This window comes from Streptomyces sp. GMY02 (genome assembly GCF_019056675.1).
In the GTDB taxonomy this organism is placed as follows: Bacteria; Actinomycetota; Actinomycetes; order Streptomycetales; family Streptomycetaceae; genus Streptomyces; species Streptomyces odonnellii.
Window position 1 is genome coordinate 2,830,452 of sequence record NZ_CP077658.1, and the last position, 21,518, is coordinate 2,851,969.

17 protein-coding genes and 1 pseudogene are annotated in these 21,518 nt (G+C 72.1%); 6 read left to right on the forward strand and 12 right to left on the reverse strand.

Annotated features, from left to right (window positions below; all coding sequences use genetic code 11):
* Positions 1-9: 9 nt before the first annotated feature.
* Entirely contained in the window at positions 10-1,614 is a 1,605-nt protein-coding gene (locus KQY30_RS11720; protein ID WP_217306772.1) for an alpha/beta hydrolase, read from the forward strand.
* 121 nt (positions 1,615-1,735) lie between these two features.
* Here KQY30_RS11720 and moeZ read toward each other — a convergent pair whose 3' ends face one another.
* The 11 genes and pseudogenes from moeZ to KQY30_RS11775 form a co-directional block, all read right to left on the reverse strand.
* Positions 1,736-2,914, reverse strand: a complete 1,179-nt coding sequence (moeZ, locus tag KQY30_RS11725; RefSeq protein WP_046497174.1) for an adenylyltransferase/sulfurtransferase MoeZ — start codon at positions 2,912-2,914, stop codon at positions 1,736-1,738.
* Positions 2,915-3,058: 144 nt separating this feature from the next.
* Positions 3,059-4,033 carry an NAD(P)-dependent oxidoreductase gene (locus KQY30_RS11730; protein WP_217306773.1) on the reverse strand — a complete coding sequence of 325 codons (975 nt, stop codon included), beginning with the start codon at positions 4,031-4,033 and terminating at the stop codon, positions 3,059-3,061.
* A gap of 265 nt (positions 4,034-4,298) precedes the next feature.
* A complete protein-coding gene (locus KQY30_RS11735) occupies positions 4,299-5,432 on the reverse strand; it encodes a hypothetical protein (protein ID WP_217306774.1) in 1,134 nt (377 codons plus the stop codon).
* The gene (locus tag KQY30_RS36350; protein ID WP_254407573.1) at positions 5,425-7,311 is read right to left on the reverse strand and encodes a glycosyltransferase; all 1,887 of its coding nucleotides are present in this window, start codon (positions 7,309-7,311) and stop codon (positions 5,425-5,427) included. Before KQY30_RS36350 ends, KQY30_RS11735 begins: the two co-directional genes overlap by 8 nt.
* A gap of 189 nt (positions 7,312-7,500) precedes the next feature.
* Positions 7,501-9,195: an ABC transporter ATP-binding protein gene (locus tag KQY30_RS11750; protein WP_217306775.1), complete on the reverse strand. Its 1,695-nt coding sequence runs from the start codon at positions 9,193-9,195 to the stop codon at positions 7,501-7,503.
* Positions 9,196-9,287: 92 nt separating this feature from the next.
* Positions 9,288-10,277 (reverse strand): ABC transporter permease, encoded by a 990-nt coding sequence (locus tag KQY30_RS11755; RefSeq protein WP_217306776.1) that lies wholly within the window; start codon positions 10,275-10,277, stop codon positions 9,288-9,290.
* Positions 10,274-11,293, reverse strand: coding sequence for an ABC transporter permease (locus KQY30_RS11760; RefSeq protein ID WP_254407574.1), 1,020 nt, complete (start codon positions 11,291-11,293; stop codon positions 10,274-10,276). The genes KQY30_RS11755 and KQY30_RS11760 overlap by 4 nt, the downstream gene beginning before the upstream one ends.
* A gap of 50 nt (positions 11,294-11,343) precedes the next feature.
* Positions 11,344-13,068, reverse strand: coding sequence for an ABC transporter substrate-binding protein (locus KQY30_RS11765; RefSeq protein WP_217306777.1), 1,725 nt, complete (start codon positions 13,066-13,068; stop codon positions 11,344-11,346).
* Between the two features lie 218 nt (positions 13,069-13,286).
* Positions 13,287-13,388 (reverse strand): Ms4533A family Cys-rich leader peptide, encoded by a 102-nt coding sequence (locus tag KQY30_RS37410; protein WP_367997414.1) that lies wholly within the window; start codon positions 13,386-13,388, stop codon positions 13,287-13,289.
* A 56-nt stretch (positions 13,389-13,444) separates the two neighbouring features.
* Positions 13,445-14,803: a DUF3152 domain-containing protein gene (locus tag KQY30_RS11770; RefSeq protein ID WP_254407575.1), complete on the reverse strand. Its 1,359-nt coding sequence runs from the start codon at positions 14,801-14,803 to the stop codon at positions 13,445-13,447.
* A 185-nt stretch (positions 14,804-14,988) separates the two neighbouring features.
* Positions 14,989-15,992, reverse strand: a pseudogene (locus tag KQY30_RS11775) (alpha/beta fold hydrolase).
* Positions 15,993-16,123: 131 nt separating this feature from the next.
* Between KQY30_RS11775 and KQY30_RS11780 the strand changes: the two are divergent.
* From KQY30_RS11780 to KQY30_RS11795, 4 genes are all read left to right on the forward strand, one after another.
* Complete coding sequence (locus KQY30_RS11780; RefSeq protein WP_217306779.1) at positions 16,124-16,354, forward strand: hypothetical protein; 231 nt, start codon at positions 16,124-16,126, stop codon at positions 16,352-16,354.
* Between the two features lie 160 nt (positions 16,355-16,514).
* Positions 16,515-17,156, forward strand: a complete 642-nt coding sequence (locus tag KQY30_RS11785) for a TetR/AcrR family transcriptional regulator (protein ID WP_046500386.1) — start codon at positions 16,515-16,517, stop codon at positions 17,154-17,156.
* A 157-nt stretch (positions 17,157-17,313) separates the two neighbouring features.
* The gene (locus KQY30_RS11790; RefSeq protein ID WP_046500385.1) at positions 17,314-17,541 is read left to right on the forward strand and encodes a DUF3107 domain-containing protein; all 228 of its coding nucleotides are present in this window, start codon (positions 17,314-17,316) and stop codon (positions 17,539-17,541) included.
* A gap of 240 nt (positions 17,542-17,781) precedes the next feature.
* Positions 17,782-18,051 carry a hypothetical protein gene (locus KQY30_RS11795; protein ID WP_217306780.1) on the forward strand — a complete coding sequence of 90 codons (270 nt, stop codon included), beginning with the start codon at positions 17,782-17,784 and terminating at the stop codon, positions 18,049-18,051.
* A 33-nt stretch (positions 18,052-18,084) separates the two neighbouring features.
* On the opposite strand, the gene KQY30_RS11800 is transcribed toward KQY30_RS11795, so the two are convergent.
* Positions 18,085-18,813: a ferritin-like fold-containing protein gene (locus KQY30_RS11800; RefSeq protein WP_046500383.1), complete on the reverse strand. Its 729-nt coding sequence runs from the start codon at positions 18,811-18,813 to the stop codon at positions 18,085-18,087.
* A 651-nt stretch (positions 18,814-19,464) separates the two neighbouring features.
* Between KQY30_RS11800 and KQY30_RS11805 the strand changes: the two genes are divergently transcribed.
* Positions 19,465-21,378 carry a DEAD/DEAH box helicase gene (locus tag KQY30_RS11805; RefSeq protein WP_254407082.1) on the forward strand — a complete coding sequence of 638 codons (1,914 nt, stop codon included), beginning with the start codon at positions 19,465-19,467 and terminating at the stop codon, positions 21,376-21,378.
* Positions 21,379-21,518: the final 140 nt, after the last annotated feature.

The window sequence follows — 21,518 nt, forward strand, 5'->3', positions numbered from 1 at the left end:
AATTGACGGATGCCCAGACGTACCCGAATAGCCGCCCTGACCATGGCGTCGCTGCTTCTCACCGGCGCCCTCGCCGCATGCGGCGGCGGTACGGACGACCCCCCGCCGGACCCCGGAGCGGCCACCCCCGTCGCCGCCACCACCGCTCCCGCGACAGCGGATCAGAAAGCGGGCCCGGGACCGGCACTGCCCCCGCTCCCCGCCGCGCTCACCGGGCAGAAGCTCGACTGGTACCGCTGCCCGGCCCCCGAGAAGGCCCGCGGCAGCGACGCGAAGCCCCCCGGCTCCGGCTGGCAGTGCGCCACCCTGCGGGCGCCCCTCGACTACACCGCACCGGCCGGCGAGACCATCGGGATCGCCCTCATCCGCTCGAAAGCCGAAGGACCGGCCGACCGGATCGGCTCGCTCCTCTTCAACTTCGGCGGCCCCGGCGGCTCCGGCGTCGCCACCCTGCCCGGCGCCGCCGATCTGTTCGAAGCGCTCCACGAGCGGTACGACCTGGTCGGCTTCGACCCGCGCGGAGTCGCCGAGAGCGCCGGTGTGGTCTGCCGGGACAGCAAGCAGACGGAACAGTCCCTCCGTATCGACTCCACCCCGGACACCCCGGCCGAGGAGAAGATCTTCCTCGACGACTCCCGGGCCTTCGGGGCGGGCTGCCTCAAACGCTCGGGCCGGGTGCTGCCGTACGTCGGGACCACCAGCGCCGCCCGGGACCTGGATCTGATGCGCCAGGTCCTCGGCGACCGCGAACTGCACTACTTCGGCTTCTCGTACGGCACCGAACTGGGCGGTGTGTACGCCCACTTGTTCCCGTCGAAGGTGGGGCGGCTCGTCCTGGACGCGGTGGTCGACCCGACGGCCGGCTACACCGCCCACTCCCGCAACCAGGCGCTCGGCTTCCAGCGCGCCCTCGACAACTACTTCAAGAGCCGTGGCATCGGCGCGCGGAGCGGCACCGCGCGGGTGGTGAAGCTGCTCGACCGGCTGGACCAGGAACCGCTGCCGACCTCCATGGGCCGCACCCTCACCCAGGGCCTCGCGCTCACCGGCATCATCGCCCCGCTGTACGGCGAGGACACCTGGCCGCTGCTGACGGACGCCCTGGAGGCCGCCGAGAACGGGGACGGCAGCGCGCTGCTGCGGCTGGCCGACTCGTACAACGACCGTGACGGGCAGGGCAGTTACAGCACCGCGCACCATGCCCAACGGGCCATATCCTGTGCCGACGCCAAGGGCCGGGTCGGCGCGGACGAGGTACGGTCCCGGCTGCTGGCGGACTTCCGGAAGGTGTCGCCGGTCTTCGGTCCCTACCTGGCCTGGGACCTGGCGGGCTGGTGCGCGGACTGGCCGGTCCCGGGCGCGTACGAGACACCGGAGGTGGCGGCGCCGGGAGCGGCCCCGGTCCTGGTGGTCGGCGGCAAGGGCGACCCGGCGACACCGTACGAGGGTGCCGAGCGGATGGTCGGGGAGCTGGGCGAGGGGGTCGGCGTGCTGCTCACCTTCGAGGGCGAGGGCCATGGCGCGTACACCACCGGGAACCGCTGCATCACACGGGTGGTGGACGCCTACTTCCTGCGGGGAACGGTGCCGGAGTCCGGGAAGAGCTGCTCCTGAGCGGCCGTACGTACCCGTACACACCGCATCCAGGCATCCGGTACGTACCGCACGCATACGAAGGGGCCGGTCCACATCGCGTGGACCGGCCCCTTCACATGACCCGCGGGATCTGCGAGGTCTAGTAGATCGGCTTCTCCGGCTCGATCTGGTTGACCCAGCCGATCACTCCGCCGCCGACATGCACAGCGTCCGCGAACCCGGCGGACTTCAGCACCGCGAGCACCTCCGCGCTGCGGACACCCGTCTTGCAGTGCAGGACGATCTTCTTGTCCTGCGGCAGGGTCTCCAGGGCGGTGCCCATCAGGAACTCGTTCTTCGGGATCAGCCGGGCGCCGGGGATCGAGACGATCTCGTACTCGTTCGGCTCACGGACATCGATGATCTCGATGTTCTCGCCGTCGTCGATCCACTCCTTGAGCTGCTTGGGAGTGATCGTCGAACCGGCCGCCGCCTCCTGCGCCTCCTCGGACACGACACCGCAGAAGGCTTCGTAGTCGATGAGTTCCGTGACGGTGGGGTTCTCGCCGCAGACCGCGCACTCGGGGTCCTTGCGGACCTTGACCTGGCGGTACTGCATCTCCAGGGCGTCGTAGATCATCAGCCGGCCGACCAGCGGCTCGCCGACGCCCGTGAGCACCTTGATCGCCTCGGTCACCTGGATCGAGCCGATGGACGCGCAGAGCACGCCCAGCACGCCGCCCTCGGCGCAGGAGGGCACCATGCCCGGCGGCGGGGGCTCCGGGTACAGGCAGCGGTAGCACGGGCCGTGCTCGGACCAGAAGACGCTGGCCTGCCCGTCGAAGCGGTAGATCGAGCCCCAGACGTACGGCTTGTTCAGCAGCACGCAGGCGTCGTTGACCAGATAGCGGGTGGCGAAGTTGTCCGTGCCGTCCACAATCAGGTCGTACTGCGAGAAGATCTCCATCACGTTCTCGGCTTCGAGCCGCTCCTCGTGAAGGATCACGTTCACATAGGGGTTGATGCCGAGAACGGAATCCCGCGCGGACGCGGCCTTCGACCGGCCGATGTCGGCCTGGCTGTGGATGATCTGGCGCTGCAGGTTCGACTCGTCGACCTCGTCGAACTCCACGATGCCGAGCGTGCCGACACCGGCCGCGGCCAGGTACATCAGAGCCGGGGAACCGAGACCTCCGGCACCCACACACAGCACCTTCGCGTTCTTCAGCCGCTTCTGTCCGTCCATCCCGACGTCCGGGATGATGAGATGGCGGGAGTACCTGCGGACCTCGTCGACGGTCAGCTCGGCGGCGGGCTCGACCAGGGGTGGCAGCGACACAGGGACCTCAACAGGGGGTTGGCCGATGGTTCGAATGGAGTTGCTCTTCGTGCAACACTGCCACGGCCCTTCTCATTCCGAGACACCCGGTCCGGCCCGCGAGACGCTTTCGTCCCACTAACCGGTCAGCCGGTAACCGGCCGGTCAGATACGGCATGCCGCCTCCATCCAGATGTCGGCGAGGGACTCCTCCAGATTGATCCGGGGACGCCAGCCGAGCCGGTCGCGGGCGGTACGTACGTCCGCCTGCTGCCAGGCGCCGCAGCCGTCGGGGTACGGGAAGGGGCCCGCGCCGATGTGCTCGGGCGCCGGCTCGCTGCGGGGGGCGCCGATGGTGGCGTGGCCGGGGCGCACCGGGCCAGGGGGCAGGTCCAGTTCGTGCAGGGCTCCGGCATAGCCCGCGACTCTCGCCAGGACGGCGGCGGCGTCCCGGAGCTTGACCGCCCGGCCGGTGCCGATGTTGACGATGCCCTGGGCGGCGGAGAGCGAGGCGGCGTGCACGGCGCGCGCCACGTCCCGTACGTCGACGAAGTCGCGCTGCACGCCCAGCCCGCCGAGCTTCAGCTCGCCGTCGCCTGCCTGCATGGCTCGGCGCATGGCCTCCGCGAGCCGGCCGAGCGGGGAGCCCGCGGGGGTGCCGGGGCCGACGGGCGAGAAGACCCGGAGCACGATGGCGTCGAGCCCGGCGCCGAGGACCAGCTCGGACGCGGCGAGCTTGCTCACACCGTACGGGCCGCCGGGGCGCGGTACGGCGTCCTCGGCGGTGGACGAGCCGTGCGGGGAGGGGCCGTACTCGGAGGCGCAGCCGAGCTGGACGAGTCTGGCGCCGCAGCCGCTGCGGCGCAGGGCCTCGCAGACGGTGGCGACGGCGACGGTGTTGTGCCGGGTGAGTTCGCGGGCGCCGCCGCGGGTGGCTCCGGCGCAGTTGATCACGACTCCGGGGTGCACGGCGTCCAGGAAGCGGGTGAGGGCTCCCGGGCTGCCGCCCGCGAGATCGAACCGTACGTCGGCGTCGTCGCCGCGGCCGAGCGCGGTGAGGTGCACGGCGGGGTCGGCGAGCAGCCGGTCGGCCACGAAGCGGCCGAGGAAACCGTTGGCACCGAGCAGCAGGACCCTCATCGCGCCGCCCTTCCGTGCCGACGGGCCGTGGTGTGGGCCTGCGCTGGGGATTGCGGGGTCATGTCTGGTGTCTCCTTCGTGGTGGTGCCGGGGGTGATGCCGGGTGGGTCTTGGGGTGCGGGGGTGTCTCGGGGTGCCGGGGTCTTCTCCGCGGGCTTTCTTCGGGCGTTCTCTGGGTGCGATCTCTGAGTGTTGGTGCGATCTCTGAGTGCGATCTCTCAGTCGTTCCGTCAGTGCTTGCCGCGTGCTTTCTTCGGGTGCCGGGTCAGGTGTGCGCCGAGGCCCGGGAGAGGGCGACGGCGGCGTGTACGAGCAGGCCGAGCGCGGCGGCTCCGCAGGCCAGGGCCGGTACGGACGCCGGACCCCAGGCCTGGACCGCGTGGGTGACCGGGACGGCGAGCTGATCGCAGCCGGGGAAGCGGCCCGCGAGCACGGACGCGCAGGCGAGCACCTCCACGGCGGAGGCGGCGGCGAGTCCGGTGGCCGCGGCGTGCGGGAAACCGTGGACCGTGAGCAGCCGGGCCAGCAGGAAGAGCGTGCCGAGGGCGACGATGGCCGCGGGCGCGCCGTCCTCGTCGAAGACCAGGTTGGCGGCCGTAGCGAGCGCGGTGAGCGCGCCCGCGTACAGCGCCACCAGAGCGAGCAGCAGGGGCCGCGCCCCGGCCGTGAAGTCGGCCAGCCCGTGGCTCTCGGCGAGCCGGCGCCGGGACCGTACGGAGAAGAGGTGGGCGCACCAGGCGGCGGGCGCGACAGCGCACGCCAGCGCGGTCAGCGGGGTGGTGGTGGCCGGCCAGGGGCCGTCGGGGCCACCGGTGACCAGGGCGTCCAGCAGTCCGTCGCCGCAGACGAGATAGGCCAGCAGCCAGTGGACCCAGAGGCCCGCGGCGGGGACGGTACGGCCTTCCGCGCGCAGCGGCCCGCGGCGGAGGCAGGCGGCGAGGGTCCCGGTGAGGGCGAGGGATCCCGCGAGGCCCACGGCGAGATGGCCCTGGCCGGCGGTGTGCTCAAGTCCGGCGAGGGTGAGGGAGGCCACGGCTCCGGGCAGCAGAGTGAGGACCATCCAGTCGGCCAGGCGGCGCGTTCCGGTTCTGTGCGCCGGGCGCGCGGATTGCGCCGGGCTCGCGGATTCCGGAGCGAACGCCTCGCCCGCTGCTCCTGCCGCCGCTTCCCCGCCGTGCGGGACGCGTGCGTACAGCTCTTCGGCGAGCGAGAAGACATCGCGGTGCCGGAAGCGGGCGGCCGTACGGTCGGTGATCCCGTGGGCCTCCAGCCCGGCCGCGATCTCCAGCGGGTCGACGGCCCGCTCGCACAGCGTCCTGTGCCGGTGCAGCAGCCCCTTGACGGGGTCGGCGGTACCGCGTGTCCCGGGCCGGACGGCGGGCTTCGCCTCCTCAAACATCGCCCCGCCCCGCCTTCACTCCCGCACCGGCGCGCGCGCCGGTGCGCGCGCGCCTCGGCGGCACCGGACGGCCGGCGGTCCAGCGGACCGGGGCGTACATCTCGGCCGGGTGCGCGAAGGGCGCCCCGTCCGCCGCGCGCCGTACGGGATCGTGCGAGATCAACCTCAGATAGATCTCATGGAACGCCGCGAGGTTCTGCTCGACGGTGAACAGTTCCAGGGCGCGGGCGCGCGCCGCCGCCCCCAGCCGGGCACGGCGCTCGGGGTCGCGCAGCAGCGCGACGCAGGCGTCCGCGAGCGCCCGTGGATTGCGCGGGGGCACGACCAGCCCCGTACCGCCGATGACTTCGACGACCGCGCCGACATCCGTGGAGACCGTCGCGCGCCCGCAGAACATCGCCTCGACCAGGCTGATCGGGAAGCCCTCGACCACGCTGGAGAGCACGACCACCTCGCCCGCCGCATAGGCGTCGGGCAGTTCGGGCGCCTCCGGTCCGCCGATCTCCTCGAAGGAGACGGGGTTGTCACCGACCGAGTGGGCGTCGGCGGCCTCGTCGGGGAAGAGCTGCGCGGCGAGGGCCCGGCAGTGCGCCAGATACGCGGCGGCTCCCGGCCCCTGCGCGGGGCCGCCCACGATCCTGAGCCGCGCGCCCGGCTCGGCCGCGCGGACCGTGGCGAAGGCATGGAGCAGGGAGACCAGATCCTTGGCGGGCTCGATCCTGCCGACCCAGACAAGAGTCCCCGGATCCCCGCTGATCCCCCCGCCGGTCGGCTCCGTGCCGGTCGGCTCCGTGCCGCCCAGCTTCCCGCCTGTCACCGGGCCGGCACCGGCACCGGTCCCGCCCCGACCCGCCGCGCGGCCACCGGCCGCGCCGCCACCCGTCGTGCCGCCACCCGCCGCACCCTCGCCCACCGCAGAGAAACGCTCCGCCTCCATACCGGGGTAGACCGTGCGCAGCGTGGCCCGGTCGGCGCCGCAGCGCTCCTGCCACCGCCTCGCATGCGTGTTGCCGGGGGTGATGACACCCGCCTGCCGGTACACCTCGGCGGCCAGCAGCCGCTGGAAGGCCGCGAGCAGCGCGCGCACCGGCGCACTCAGCAGGGCCGTGTCCGCGGGAGCGCCGCCCAGGCCCGCGCTCGCGAGATAGTGCGCCCGGAGCTGTACGCCGTACTCCGTGACCAGCAGCGGCACCCCGAAGAAGCGTTTGGCCAACAGCCCGGGGAGGGCCGCGGAGCCGCCCGATGTGGCATGGCAGAGATCGGCCGCGCCCAGCGTCTCGTCGTCGTACCAGTCCAGCGAGAGGGGGCGCAGGGCGCGCTCCAGCCGCTCGGTGAAGGCGAGGAAGTCGGGCACGGTCGCGGACTGCACACTCCGGCGTGCGCCGGGTGCGCGGCAGGCGGACTCCAGCAGCCGGGCCGCGCCTTCCGAACGCAGCGCGCCGCAGAGCCCGCCCCGCTCCCTCGCCAGATCGGCCAGCCCGTACAGCCCCGCCGCGAACCCCCCGGCACCCGCCGCGAACGCCGGTCCGCCCGGCACGCCGCCCCCGCCGCCCGCGTCCCCAACCGTTTCGGCACCCGTACGCCCCGGCTCCGAGCAGACAGCCGTGACCAGCCGGCCGAAGTGGTCCGCGAAGCGCCGCCGGTCGCGCCGCCCGTACCCCCGCCCGACGTCCGCCGGCGCCCAGAGCGGCGCCGTGCGCACCCGCTGGATCCGGCGTGGCAGCTCTATCCAGCCGCGTGCCTCCTGGCGCGCGCTGCGGCTCAGCGCGTAGATGTCGAACTCGTGCTGTACGAGCCCGCGCACAAGCCGGTCGCACCAGAGCCTGGATTCACCCGTCGCATACGGATACCCACCGTCCGTAAGCAGTCCGATCCGCACGAGCACACCCCCGATCTCCCTTGTGGGCAGCCGCCGTTGGCCGGCGACTCGCAGCGGGACGACCGTAAGCGGATATGCCGGTGGCGCGACGGACGGTTGTCCGTCGCGCCACCGGAAGGGGTGAATGCACGTAACTTTCCCGGACCGGTAGCGTTTTGTTGCGCTATGGAGCGGTCCGGCTACACAGGGTCAGACGGCGGTGACCTTCTCAGCCACCGGAGGCAGCGTCTTCCTCGCCGCACGGCGCTCGGCGGCGAGCACCGGATCGAGTGCGGGCACGGCGGCGAGCAGTTGCCGTGTGTACGGGTCGGAGGGCGCCCCGTACACCTCCTCGACCGTCCCCTGCTCCACGATCCTGCCGTGCCGCATCACCGCGACCCGGTCGCTGACCTGCCGTACGACCGCGAGGTCATGGGCGATGAAGACCAGCGCCAGGCCGAGTTCCCGCTGGAGTTCCGCGAGGAGCGCGGTGACCTGCGCCTGGGTGGTGACATCCAGTGCCGACACGGGTTCGTCGCAGACGATCAGCCGGGGCTCGGCGGCCAGCGCCCGGGCGATACCGACCCGCTGGCGCTGTCCCCCGCTGAACTCGTGCGGATAGCGGTCGTACCGGTCGGGATCGAGCCCGACCCGTTCCAGCAGCTCCCGTACGCGCCCGACGATGCGGTCCTCGTCCAGCACGCCGGCGGCCCGCAGCGGATCGGCCACCGACTCCCCCACCGACCGGCGGGGATTGAGCGAGGAGACCGGGTCCTGGAAGATCATCTGCAACTCGCGGCGGAAGGGCCGCAGTTGCTTCTCCGGCGCCGCCCCGATCTCCGTACCCCGGTAGCGCAGCCGCCCCTCGGTCGGATCGAGGAGCCGTACGAGCATCCGGCCCAGGGTGGTCTTGCCGCTGCCGCTCTCGCCGACGATGCCGAGGGTCTCGCCGGCGCCGACGGTGAGCGAGACCCCGTCGACGGCGTTGACGTTCCGCCGCCCCCGCCGGAACTCCCGCCGCAGATCCACCGCTTCGATCAGCACATCCCCCACGGCGGACGCCCCGCCCGAGGCCCGGCCCGGAGCCCCGGACGCCTCGGCCGTCCCGCCGGAGCCCCGCACCACCGGCCCGTCCACCCGTGGCACCGCCGACAGCAGCGCCCGCGTGTACGTCTCCCGCGGCGCGCCCAGCACCTCCGCGACCGGACCGCGCTCCACCTCGCGCCCGTGCCGCATCACCAGCACCTCGTCCACGCTCTCCGCCGCGACCCCCACGTCATGGGTGACCAGCAGCAGCCCCATCCCGGTCTCGTGCCGCAGATCGTGCAGCAGATCGAGGATCTGGGCCTGGACGGTCACGTCCAGGGCCGTGGTCGGCTCGTCGGCGATCAGCAGGCGCGGCTCGCAGGCCAGCGCCATCGCGATGAGCGCGCGCTGGCGCATACCGCCGCTGAACTCGTGCGGTCTGGCGTCCGCCCGGCGCGCCGCGTCGGGGATGCCCACACGGTCCAGCACCTCGACGGCCCGCGCGCGGGCGGCCCGCCGGGTGGCGGCGGTATGGACCCGGTAGACCTCGGCGATCTGGTCGCCGACGGCGTAGTACGGGTCGAGGGAGGAGAGCGGGTCCTGGAAGACCATCGCGGCCACCGCCCCGCGCAGGGCGCGCAGTTCACGGTCGGACGCGGTGCCCACGTCCGTACCGTTCACGCGCACCGTCCCGCCGACGCGCGCGCCGGTGCCGCGGTGCAGTCCGAGGAGCGCGCCCGCGACGGTGCTCTTGCCGCTGCCGGACTCGCCGACCAGGCCGATCGCCCGTCCCGCGGCCAGCGAGAAGGACAGCCCGTCGACGGCCCGTACGGTCTCCTCCCCCGGCGCGAAGTCCACCGTGAGGCCGTCGACCTCCACCAGGCTCGCCGTCGCGGGAGCCCCGGAAGCCGCAGGAGTCCCAGAAGCCGCGGGAGTCTCCGGAGTCCCGGAAGCCGCGGGAGTTACGCGAGTCAATGCAGCACCACCCTCCGGTCGGCGGCCGCGTACAGCAGATCGGCCACCACGTTCGCCAGCACGACGGCCGCGCCGATCACCAGCACCACCCCGACCACCACCGGCAGATCGATCTCGCGCACGCCGTCGATCAGTGTCTTGCCGATCCCGGGAATGTTGAAGAGGGACTCGGTGAGCACCGCCCCGCCCATCACCGTGCCGAAGTCCAGCGCGCTGAGCGCGATGACCGGCGGTACGGCCCCGCGCAGCGCGTGCCGCCCGACGACCGCCCGCTCCCCCACGCCATAGGCGCGGAAGGTGCGGATATGGTCCTCGGCCAGCGTCTCCAGCGTCGAACTGCGGGTGAGCCTGGCGTATTTGGCGCTCTCGAAGAAGCCCAGGGTGAGCCAGGGCAGCAGCATGTTCCACGCCCACTGCTCGGGGTCCTCGGTGAGCGGTACGTACGTCGGGAACGGCAGCCACTGCAAGTACGCGCAGACCACCATCAGGAGCAGCAGCCCGAGGATGAACACCGGCGTGCCCGTGCCCGCCAGCGTGAGCAGCGTCAGCGCACGCTCGGTGATCCCGCCGCGCCGCAGCGCGGACAGCAGTCCCGTGCCGACTCCGACGGCCAGCCAGATCACCATCGCGCCCACCGCGAGGGAGGCGGTCGCGGGCAGCCGGTCCAGGATCAGCGCGGTGACCTGCTGGTCGGTCTGGTACGAGAAGCCGAGGCAGGGTGCGTCGCAGTGCAGCACGGCCGTGCCGGTGGAGTAGTCGCGCCCGGCGACGATGCCCTGGAGGAAGTGCGCGTACTGCGCGTAGACCGACTCGTCGAGACCGAGCTGCTGACGCACCTGCTCGACCTGCTGGGTGCTGCACCGGTCGCCGCAGGCGAGCCGCGCGGGGTCGCCCGGCGCCAGGTAGAAGAGCGCGTAGATCGCGACGGAGAGCACGAGCAGGACCAGCACCGCGCCGCCGAGCCGTTTGAGCAGATAGCGCGTCATGAGGAGGCGTCCTTGCGGAGATCGGCTGCCGTGGCGGCCCCGGGGGCCGCGGCGCGTGCGGTACGAGTGGTCCGGCCACGGGACGACGCCCGCGTCCCGACCCGCAGCCGCGCCGCCTCACGCGGGTCGAGTGCCGCCCGTACCGCGTCACCCAGGGCGGTGAAGGCGAGCACGGTCACGAACAGCATCCCGGCCGGCAGCAGTACGTACATCGGATCCGCGCGGAACCAGGTCTGCGCGCTCGACAGCATCTGTCCCCACGACGGCGTCGGCGGTTTGACGCCGACGCCCAGGAAGGACAGGGACGCCTCGATCACCATGTTGATGGGCAGCAGGATCGCCGCGTAGGTGATGACGGGCGCGGCCAGCGAGGGCAGCAGCTCGCGCCGCGCCACCCGCCAGCGCCCGGATCCCGCGAGCCGGGCCGCGGCGACGAAGTCGAGCTGTTTCAGGGTGAGCGTCTGCGCCCGTACGATCCGGGACGTAGCGCCCCAGTTGAGCAGTCCGATCACCAGGATCAGCAGCAGCGGGCGCGGGAAGTCGGCCGGTACGACGGCGGTCAGGGCGATGGCGAGCACCAGCATGGGCAGCGCGACCATCACATCCGTGAACCGGCTGAGCACGGTGTCGAGGAGCCGGTTGCCCAGCCCCGCGGCGAGACCGACCGTGATCCCGATCAGCACCTGCACGACGGTGGCGCCCACGGCGACCAGCAGCGAGACCCGGGCCCCGTACAGCAGCCGTACGAACAGATCGCGCCCGGTGCCCGGTTCGACCCCGAGCCAGTGGTCGCCGCTCACCCCGCCGAACGAGCCGATCGGCACCCCGCCGCGCGCCGAGTCCACCAGCGCGTCGTGGTAGGTGTTCGCGTCCTGGCCCTCGGCGGCGGCGAGCAGCGGCGCCGCGACCGCCAGCACCACGAGCAGTCCGAGGACGCTCGCGGCGATGACGGCCGAGGGGCGCCGGCGCAGCCGCCGCCAGGCCTGACGGGCGTCCGAGGCGGCGGCGGGCACCACCGTGGCGGCACCCGCCTTCGCCCCGGACGCCGGCAGATCGGGAACCGTACTCACTTGACCGCGACCTGCGAGACGTCGAGGACACCGGTCCAGTCGCTGATCACGATGTTCTTGACGTCCTTGCCGTACAGCCGCTTGTAGACCGGGTGGAACAGCGGTACGTCGAGGGCCTGCTCGCCGATCTTCTTGTCCAGCGCGCCCCACCGCTTGGCGGCGGCGGCCAGGTCCGTCAGCTTGTTGATCTCGTCGATCTCCTTGTTGACGGCGGGGTCGTCGAGCTGGGCGTGGTTGAAGTTGGAGCCGTCCTTGACGATCTGCCGGCCGTCGAAGATCGGCGCCAGGAAGGGGCCGCCGGACGGCCAGTCGGCGCCCCAGCGGGAGAGGAAGAAGCCGGGCGACTTGGTGACGCTCCAGCGCGCCTCGTTGAAGGCGTTGGCTTCGAGGCCGACCAGCTTGACCGTGATCCCGGCCTGCTTGAGCGACTCCTGCACGGCAGTGGCGACTTCGGGGCTGGTCTCCCGGTTCTGCACGGTGGAGTGGGTGAGGGAGATGGTCAGCCCGTTCGGGTAACCGGCCTCCTTCAGCAGCTCCTTGGCCTTGGCCGGGTTCCCCGTCTTGCCCGCCGGGAAGTGGTCGTACGGCGTGTAGCCGAAGGCGGCCTGGTCGGGCAGGAAGGTCGTCGCGGGCTCGGCGAGGGCGGAGCCGCCGGCCGCGTTGATCACACTGGTGCGGTTGATGGCGTACGAAATCGCCTGGCGCACCTTGGGGTTGTCGAACGGCTTCACCTTCGGGTTGAAGGCGAGGTAGTTGGTGTAGCCGAAGTGGCCGGTGCCGACGCGCGCGGCGAGGGCCTTGTCACTGCCGATCTGGGCGAGTTCGGCCGGGCCCAGGTTGGTGTCGGTGGTGATGGCGGCGGCGTCGGGGCCCGAACTGGTGGACAGCCGCTGGTTGATGACGGCCGAGTCGAGACCGGACTGCACATCGATGGTGTCCGGGTAGGCGTGCCGCTGGTCGTCGGTCTTCTCCGACCAGTTGGGGTTGCGCTCCAGGAGGAGGCGCCGCCCGTCGTCCTCGTTCTTGACGACCTTGTACGGGCCGGACGAGACCGGGTGCTCCTCGTACTTGGCCCCGTCGTCCTTGGCCTTCGGCACCGGAGCGAACTGGGTGGCGGTGGCCAGGAAGGGGAAGTCGCCCTCGGGCTTGCGGAGTTTGAAGACGATGGTCTTGTCGTCGGGCGTCTCGATCGAGGCGAGGCCCTTGGGGTCCTTGTACGGGCCCTGGTAGTCGGCGCCGCCCACCAGCCAGTCGCGCAGATAGGGCGCGCCGCCGGAGAGTTCGGCGGCGAAGGAACGCTCGACGCCGTATTTGATGTCGGCGCTGGTGATCGGCGTGCCGTCCTCGTACTTCAGCCCCTCCTTGAGGGTGTACGTCCACTCTGTGGCGTCCGCGTTGGGGCGCCCGGTGTCGGTGGCGAGGTCGGGGACGACCTTGGTGCCCGCGGCGCCGTTCGCGCGGTTGCGGGTGGTGAGCGTACGGAAGACCAGCGAGGGGACGTTGCCGCCGCCGGAGGTGTAGAGGCGCGCCGGGTCGAAGTCGGACTGCGGCTCGGTGTTCAGCACCGTGAGCTTGCCGCCCTTCTGGGGCGTGCCCTTGCTCGCGCCGTCGGCCTTGGCATCGTTGTCCTGGGGGCCCGAGCAGGCGGCGGCGCCCATGGCCAGGGCCAGGCTGATGGCTGCCGCTGCCAGGCGGCGGGATCTTGCGGACGGTTGACGCATGGGAAGAAAGCCTCTCGATTGCTGCGCGGGCGGAATCGTGCGGGGACGTGCGGGACGGGTACGGGGGCGGGAATCGCCCGGTGTCCGCGCAGGCGGCAGCGGTGGAGAGCGGAAAAGGTGGAGCCGGTTCATGCCGCGCCTGGGTACGGACGGAGTGGTACGCCCAGGCGCGGACTCGCACGGCCTTCAGGAACGGCCGGCGCGCGCTCGGGCAGGCGTCAGCGACAGTGGATGTCTGCCACGCACAGCGCGGTCACGCCGATGAGCGTCAGCTCTATCGCGGCGTGCCCGACGGCGGTGGCGTGGTGGTGGGGGGACATGCCGAGAAATATGAACGACCCCGCCCGTGATGTCAACGCACTTTGAGACGCGCGTCTCAAGTGTTGGGAAACACCCAGGGGTTGGGCCTGCACTTTATGCCGTCGATGTCCAGGGACTTGGTCTGCTGCTGCATCACCGGGGCGAGTGAACCGGGCGTGCGGCAGATCACATGGTTGTGCCCGAGCCGGTGGCCGACCTCATGGTTGATCAGCATCTGGCGGTAGGCGAGCATCGCCTTCGCGCCGAAGGTCTTCGAGCCCTGCGCCCACCGGAAGGCGTTGATCATGACGCGGTCGGTGGAGGCGGAGTCGCACGACACATTGTCAACCGTGGTGTCCAGACCGGACTTTGCGCACCAGACGCCGGTGGTGCCGGGGCTCGCCAGGGTGATCACGAAGTCGGGCTTGCCGCTGGAGATCCGTTCGAAGGTCATGGCGCCGTCGTGCGCCCAGCTCCGCTCGTCGTTGAGGGTCTTCTGCACGGCGTCGGCGAAGAGCGCGCCGTCCAGCCCGAGGCCGTTCTCGATGTCCACGCGGTAGCGGAACTTCTGGCCCTTGCCGGGCGCCCGGTCGAGGCCGGGTACGGCGGTGAAGCGGCCGGAGGCGGTGAGCTGGGGGTCGAGCGGGAACTGACGGGTCATCAACTCCGCGTAGGTGGGCGGCGGGGCGGGTACGTCCGGCCGCACGGCGGAGGGGGTGGCCCGGCCGTCGGAGCGGGAGGCGATGTCGTCCTCGGCGCGGTCGAGTCCGTCGGCGGCCCGGGCGCCGGACGGCTCGCCGCCGGTGACCTGCCCGGCGACGACGACCGCGAGCACGGTGGTGACCGCGGCGGCGGCGATCCCGGTGAGCGCCCGCCCCTTGCTCCCCTTCGCGGGCTGCTCGGCCTCGGGCTGCTCCGGGGTGTCCGGACCCGCATCGGGCCCGTCACCGTCCCGCCCGGGCGGAGCCGCTTCCCGTACGCCGGTCCGCGCACCCGGAGCGTCGAAGGCGTCGGCGTCGAACGCGTCGATGAACTCCCGCCGGGGCCCGGGAATCAACGGCGTCCCGGCGGCGGGCGTGGCGTCCAGGGAGACCCGGGCCCCGGGGCGCGCGCCCTTGAGGGTCCCGGCTCCGGGCCCTCCGGATCCGGGTCCTCGCGCGCCCGGCACGCCGCCTCCCGGCATACCGCCCGCGGGGGCTCCCGGTCCCGGCGCCCCGGCCTCACGGACCGTGCCGCCGGGCGTGCCCGCACCGGGCGTCCGGGGCCCGGGCGCCGTGCCCGGCGTGCCGGTTCCGTGCGGGCCGGGCCGGCGCGGAGCCGTGCCCTGCCAGTCGCCGTAGCGCTGGCCGGTGCCCCAGCCGCCGCCCGCTTCGCGCTGTTCGGGGTGGCCGCCCCGTACCCTCGGCACGCCGTGCGCGGGGGTGCCGCCGTACACCGGGGTGCCGTGCGCCGGAGTGCCGTACGCGGCCTCGTCCCCGGCTGCCGCCGCGCGCCTGCGCCTGCCTCTGCCGGGGCCCTCCGGATCAGGGTCCGGGCCGGCCTCTGTAGGCACGACACCGGCCGGGCTCGGCGAGCCCTGAGGTGCGGGGCCTCTGCGGCTGTGTCGTCCCACGCCCCGGATCAGCTCCTGTCGGTCTTGTCGGCGTTGCCGGCGTTCTTGGCGTTGTCAGCGATGTCGGCGTTGTCGATCAGTTCCCGGGCGGCCTGCGCGACCTCCCGCGGGTACTCCATCATGGCGACATGCCCGGCGTCAGGGAGCGTAAGGAGCCGTGAATCACGGAAAGCGAGGGACGCCTTCCGTGCCATACGGTACGAAACGAGCTGATCCCGCCCGCCGTAGACGAGCAGCGTCGGGGCCAGCACCCGCTCGGCCTGCCGCCACAGTGCGTGCTGACCGCCCAAGGTGTACGCGTTGACGATACCGCGCGCGGAACGGGTCATCGCGTCCCAGAAATACGGCAGTTGAAGCCGGCGCTCCATCTCCCGCACCGCGTCCCGCAGTTCCTGGTCGGTGATCGACGAGGGATTTCCGTAACAGAGCGCGAGCACCCCCGGGTCCGCTGCTCCGCCGACCACTCGCGCGTCATCCTGCCGAACAGCGCGGCGGCCCCGGGCAGCGCCAGCAGCGCGGTGGGCACCGCGGAGCGCTGGACGCGGATCTCCGGCAGCGCCGGCGAGACCAGCGTCAGGGTCCGCACCAGATCCGGCCGGGCCGCCGCGACCACGGTGGCGACCGAGCCGCCCATCGAGTTCCCGAAGAGATGCACGGGCCCGCGCCGCTCCGCGTCCAGCATCCGGATCACCGCGCGGGCATGCCCGGTGACCGAGTAGTTGCCGTCGTCCGGCGGCGGCGAGTCCCCGAAGCCGGGCAGATCGACCGCCTCGCCGTCGAGCAGGTCCGCCAGCAGGGGCATGATCCCCGACCAGTTCTGCGAGGAGCCGCCCAGCCCGTGCACATACAGCGCGGGCGGCGCTCCCGGCCGGGTCGCGGGCCGGGCCCGTAGCGTCAGGGTGAGTCCGGGCAGCGCCACGGTACGGAGCGTCTCCCCCTCCGCGACCCGTACGGGGCTCACCTTCGGAGCCACGGCGGCGGCAATGGATTCCGGCAGCTCGGTCGAAGACATGCGGCAATGTTACGAGACGATCACGCCCGCCATTGTGTGTTCGCCGTCACAGGCCGCATGGCGTCCGGCATCCCGGGCTTCTAGGCTGCATGAAGAGGGTTGTACTAAGAAAGGTCAGCGAAAGGTCACTCATGCCGGTCGACCCCACGGATCCCGACACCTTCGAGACCGACGACCAGGACGAGAACGCCGAACTGCCCGAGGAGACCCCCGAGGCCGACGCCGCGGAGCAGCACGCCGACGTGCGCCGCCACGGCGACGAACCGCTGACACATGTCGATCCGGACACGGTGAGTGAGGGCGACGCCGCCGAGCAGGCCCGGGCGGTCGACCTGGACGAGGACGAGGAGGGCTACCGCTGACCCCGGCCAGGTGCTCTGAAGTGCGTCGGCTCGGCCGCCCCGCTACCGCGGCCGTCCCGGTCCGTGAAATTCTGCGTTCCGCCCGCGCACAGCCCCGTTACCCAAAAGTACGATGGCGGGGCGGCGCACAGCGCGTTCGGCACGATTTCTGGGAGGCGGCGTGACAGCCATAGAGCAGACCGAGGCGGCGCGCCCGCGAGGGACGCGCCTGCCCCGCCGCGCCCGACGCAATCAGCTTCTGGGCGCGGCACAGGAAGTCTTCGTCGCGCAGGGGTACCACGCCGCGGCGATGGACGACATCGCCGAGCGGGCCGGAGTCAGCAAGCCCGTCCTGTACCAGCACTTCCCCGGCAAGCTGGAGCTGTATCTCGCGCTGCTCGACCAGCACTGCGAAGCCCTTCTCCAGGCGGTCCGTACCGCGCTCGCCTCGACCACCGACAACAAGCTGCGCGTCGAGGCGACCATGGACGCGTACTTCGCCTATGTCGAGGACGAGGGCGGCGCGTTCCGGCTGGTCTTCGAGTCGGACCTGACGAACGAACCGGCGGTGCGCGAGCGCGTCGACCGGGTCGCCCTCCAGTGCGCCGAGGCCATCTCCGAGGTGATCGCCGAGGACACCGGGCTCTCCAAGGAGGAGTCCATGCTGCTGGCCGTGGGCCTCGGCGGGGTCTCCCAAGTGGTCGCCCGCTACTGGCTCTCCAGCGAATCCGCCATCCCCCGCGACCAGGCGGTCCGGCTGCTCACGTCGCTGGCCTGGCGGGGCATCGCGGGCTTCCCGCTGCACGGCGGTGAACAGCACTGAGCGCCCGGTGTCGAGCAGCACTGAGCGCCCCGTGTTCGCTGCGGGCGTTCATCACGGTGTCTTCCCAGTGGATTCCCGGTGGTTTTCGCGGGCTAGTGTGTGCTGAGTACAGCGCGGCTGGCCGCGCAACGCACTGACCGTTCGGAGGGACATAGCCGTGGAGGTCAAGATCGGCGTGCAGCACGCGCCCCGGGAGATCGTTCTGGAGAGCGGGCAGTCCGCCGAGGAGGTCGAGCGCGCCGTGGCCGACGCGCTGGCCGGCAAGGCACAGTTGCTCAGCCTCACCGACGACAAGGGGCGCAAGGTGCTCGTACCGGCCGAGCGGGTCGCGTACGTGGAGATCGGTGAGCCGACGACCCGGCGGGTCGGATTCGGCGCGCTGTAGCGCTCCGTGCATCGCTTCGTGATGGCCCGGCGGGAGTGTCCCGCCGGGCCATCACGCTGTGCGGACCGTACGGGCCGGGCTTTGCGCTGTACGGACGGCCGCTCCGCACCCGACTGACCGTCCCGTTGATCGTGTCCGGGGGATCTCAGGAGGGTTGCGTTCCGCGCACCACGGGTAGTGACGTGCTGGGCCAACAGGTCCGGACCACCATGTGCTTCTGGTGTCGTGAGGTGATCAGCAGTGCTCTGGGTAGCTCTCGTGTCGGCCCTGCTCGGACTCGGTCTCTCCTGGGTCGCGTCCCACCTGCTGTCGGACCGCCTCCCCGCATACCGGACGGTGTTCACCACCGGTCCGCTCGGTGCCCTCTTCGGTGCCTATCTGACGCACATGGCGCTCGGCCCCGGCCACACCCTGCTGACACTCGGCGGCGCGCTGCTGGTGGGGGCGGTGCTGCTGTCGCTGCTGATCCGCCCCGCGGGCCGCCCGCTGCACCGGGCCATGCCGTCCTGACGCACGGCCCGGGGAGTCCGGTCGGTCCAGGACTCAGGCGGCCAGTCCCAGCGCGGCCATCCGCTTGGTGTGCGCCTCGGTGATCCGGGAGAACATCCGGCCGACCTCCGCGAGATCGAATCCGTCGGCCACCCCGCCGACCAGCATCGTGGAGAGCGCGTCCCGGTCGGCCACCACCCGCTGCGCCTGCGACAGCGCCTCGCCCATCAGCCGCCGCGCCCACAGCGCCAGCCGCCCGCCGACCCGGGGCTCGGCCTCGATCGCGGCCCGTACCTTCTCCACGGCGAAGTTGCCGTGCCCGGTGTCGTCCAGCACCGCGAGCACCAGCGAGCGGGTGTCGATGTCGAGCCGCGCGGCCACCTCGCGGTAGAAGTCGCTGGCGATCGAGTCCCCCACGTACGCCTTGACCAGGCCCTCCAGCCAGTCCGACGGCGCGGTCTGGCGGTGGAAGTCGTCCAGGGCCTTGGCGAACGGCTCCATCGCGTCGGTCGGCTCAGCGTCGATGGCCTTCAGCCGGTCGCTGAGCCGCTCGAAGTGGTGGAACTCGGCCGAGGCCATCTTCGCCAGCGCGGCCTTGTCGGCGAGGGTGGGCGCCAGCTTGGCGTCCTCGGCGAGCCGCTCGAAGGCCGCCAGCTCGCCATAGGCGAGCGCCCCGAGGAGATCCACGACCGCGGCGCGGTACTGCGGCTCCGTGGAGGCCGTGTCCCAGTTCTGGGCGGCGATCCCCGTGTTCGCGCTGTCTCGGTTCTCGCTGTCTGCCACGGCAACCTTCCAGTTCGTCTGTCTTACATCACATGTGGCGATAGACTAACCACTGCGCGTCACTGCGCCGGGCAGGGCTCGTCCGTCATCAGACCGCTGTGCGGCCAGGTGAGAAGCCCCTGTGGGGGAGGAGTCACGGACGGCACAATAGTCCGCCGTGCGCATGGAGGAAGGGCCTGTCCAGCGCCGGTGGACGGGCCCTCCATGAACTTTCCCCGACACACATGCGCGATTCCGGGGTACAGTGATAAAGAGCCTGCTGATCGTTCGGCAGGCCCTTGCAGTGTGGAAGTGTTTTGACCGAGGGTCCATTCCTCGGACAGGCCCCATGAGGATGCCCGGTCGGTGGCCCGATCGGCTCCGACCCGACCGCCCTCCGCGCGGATCGTACGCGTCAGAAGCGTATGACCGCAGATGAGGGGCCCCCTCAGCGGCACGAGCGCTCGAGCGACGGCAGTGGTCCCGCGCCACCGGCCAACCCACGGCCGGCCGAGTACCCAGGTGCGGTACGACCCCCAGCGTTCGCCTCGCGCCGCGTCTCACAGAAGAGGCAGCACCCTGACTACGACTTTCCGAGAACTCGGAATCCTCCCCGAGACGGCCGAGGCGCTTGAAGCCGTCGGCATTCTGTCTCCGTTCCCCATCCAAGAGATGACGCTCCCCGTCGCACTGTCCGGCAAGGATGTCATCGGACAGGCCAAGACCGGCACGGGCAAGACGCTCGGCTTCGGTCTGCCGCTGCTGGAGCGCGTCACCGTCCCCGCGGACGTCGAGTCCGGCCGGGCCGTGCCGGAACTGCTCACCAACGCGCCCCAGGCGCTTGTCGTCGTCCCCACCCGCGAGCTGTGCACGCAGGTCACCAATGACCTCCTCACGGCCGGCAAGGTGCGGAACGTACGCGTGCTGGCCATCTACGGCGGCCGGGCGTACGAACCTCAGGTCGAGGCCCTCAAGAAGGGCGTCGATGTGATTGTCGGCACTCCGGGCCGGCTCCTCGATCTGGCGGGCCAGAAGAAGCTCGACCTCTCGCATGTGCGCGCGCTCGTCCTGGACGAGGCCGACGAGATGCTCGACCTGGGCTTCCTGCCCGATGTCGAGAAGATCATCCAGCTTCTGCCGCCCAAGCGCCAAACCATGCTCTTCTCGGCGACCATGCCGGGCGCGGTCATCGGGCTCGCCCGGCGGTACATGTCGCAGCCCACGCACATCAGCGCCACCTCGCCCGACGACGAGGGCGCGACGGTCGCCAACACGACCCAGCGGGTCTACCGCGCACACTCCATGGACAAGCCGGAGATGGTGGCGCGCATCCTCCAGGCCGAGGGCCGCGGACTCGCGATGATCTTCTGCCGCACCAAGCGTACGGCAGCCGACATCGCCGATCAGCTCGCCCAGCGCGGCTTCGCCTCCGGCGCGGTCCACGGCGACCTCGGCCAGGGCGCCCGCGAGCAGGCGCTGCGCGCGTTCCGCAACGGCAAGGTGGATGTCCTGGTCTGTACGGACGTCGCCGCGCGCGGAATCGATGTCGAGGGTGTGACACATGTCATCAACTACCAGTCGCCGGAGGAGGAGAAGACCTACCTCCACCGCATCGGCCGCACGGGCCGCGCGGGCGCGTCCGGTACGGCGGTGACGCTGGTCGACTGGGACGACATCCCGCGCTGGCAGCTCATCAACAAGGCGCTCGACCTCGGTTTCCCGGACCCGCCGGAGACGTACTCGACGTCGCCGCACCTGTTCGAGGAGCTGAACATCCCGGCCGGGACCAAGGGCGTGCTGCCGCGCGCCGAGCGCACCCGCGCCGGTCTCTCGGCCGAGCGGGTCGAGGACCTGGGCGAGACGGGCGGCCGGGGCCGCAAGCCGGCGGCCTCTTCGGCGGTACGGGAAGAGCGCCCGGCCCGTACGCGCACGCCGCGCCAGCGGCGGCGTACCCGGGGCGGGGCCGCGCTGGACGGAGCCGTCACGGAACCGCAGTTCCAGACGGCGGAGCCGCAGTTCCAGACAGCCGTGCCGATGGACGTGCCGCAGGGTGTGACCGCGGAGCAGCCGGCCGAGCCGCGCACTCCGCGCCGCCGCCGTCGCACCCGGGGCGGCGCCCTGACGGCGACCGAGGCCGTGGCACCGGTCCTGGAGGCTCCGGTCCTGGAGACCGTCCCGGCGGGCCCGGACGCGGGCGTTCTCGCCCCGGCGGAGCCGGAGGCCGAGGCGGCGCCCAAGCCGCGCCGCCGCCGCACCCGGGCCGCGAAGCCGGTGGCGGAAGCGGGCGAGGCGGCCGAGGCGGCTGTGGCCGTGGTGACCGCCGAGGCGCCCGTGGCCGAGGCCAAGCCGCGCAGACGCACCCGGGCCGCCAAGCCCGTGGCCGAGACGGTGGAGACGGTGGAGACGGCGGAGACGGTGGCCGACCCCGCCGAGGCTCCCGTGGCGGAGGCCAGGCCCCGTCGCCGTACCCGCGCCGCCAAGGCCGTCGAGCCCGCCGCCGAGGGGCCCGAGGCACCGGAGGCGGAGGCGGTGCCCAAGCCGCGCCGCCGCCGTACGCGTACGACCGCGGCCAAGACCGAAAGCTGATCCGGCCGCAGCGGTCATCCGATGGCCCGGCGTCCCCCACCAGGGGCGCCGGGCCATCGGCGTACGGCCCGCGCCGCCGCCGTCGTTCTCCCGTCGGCCATGGACCTGATCGGCGACGGACCTGATCGGCCACGGAATTG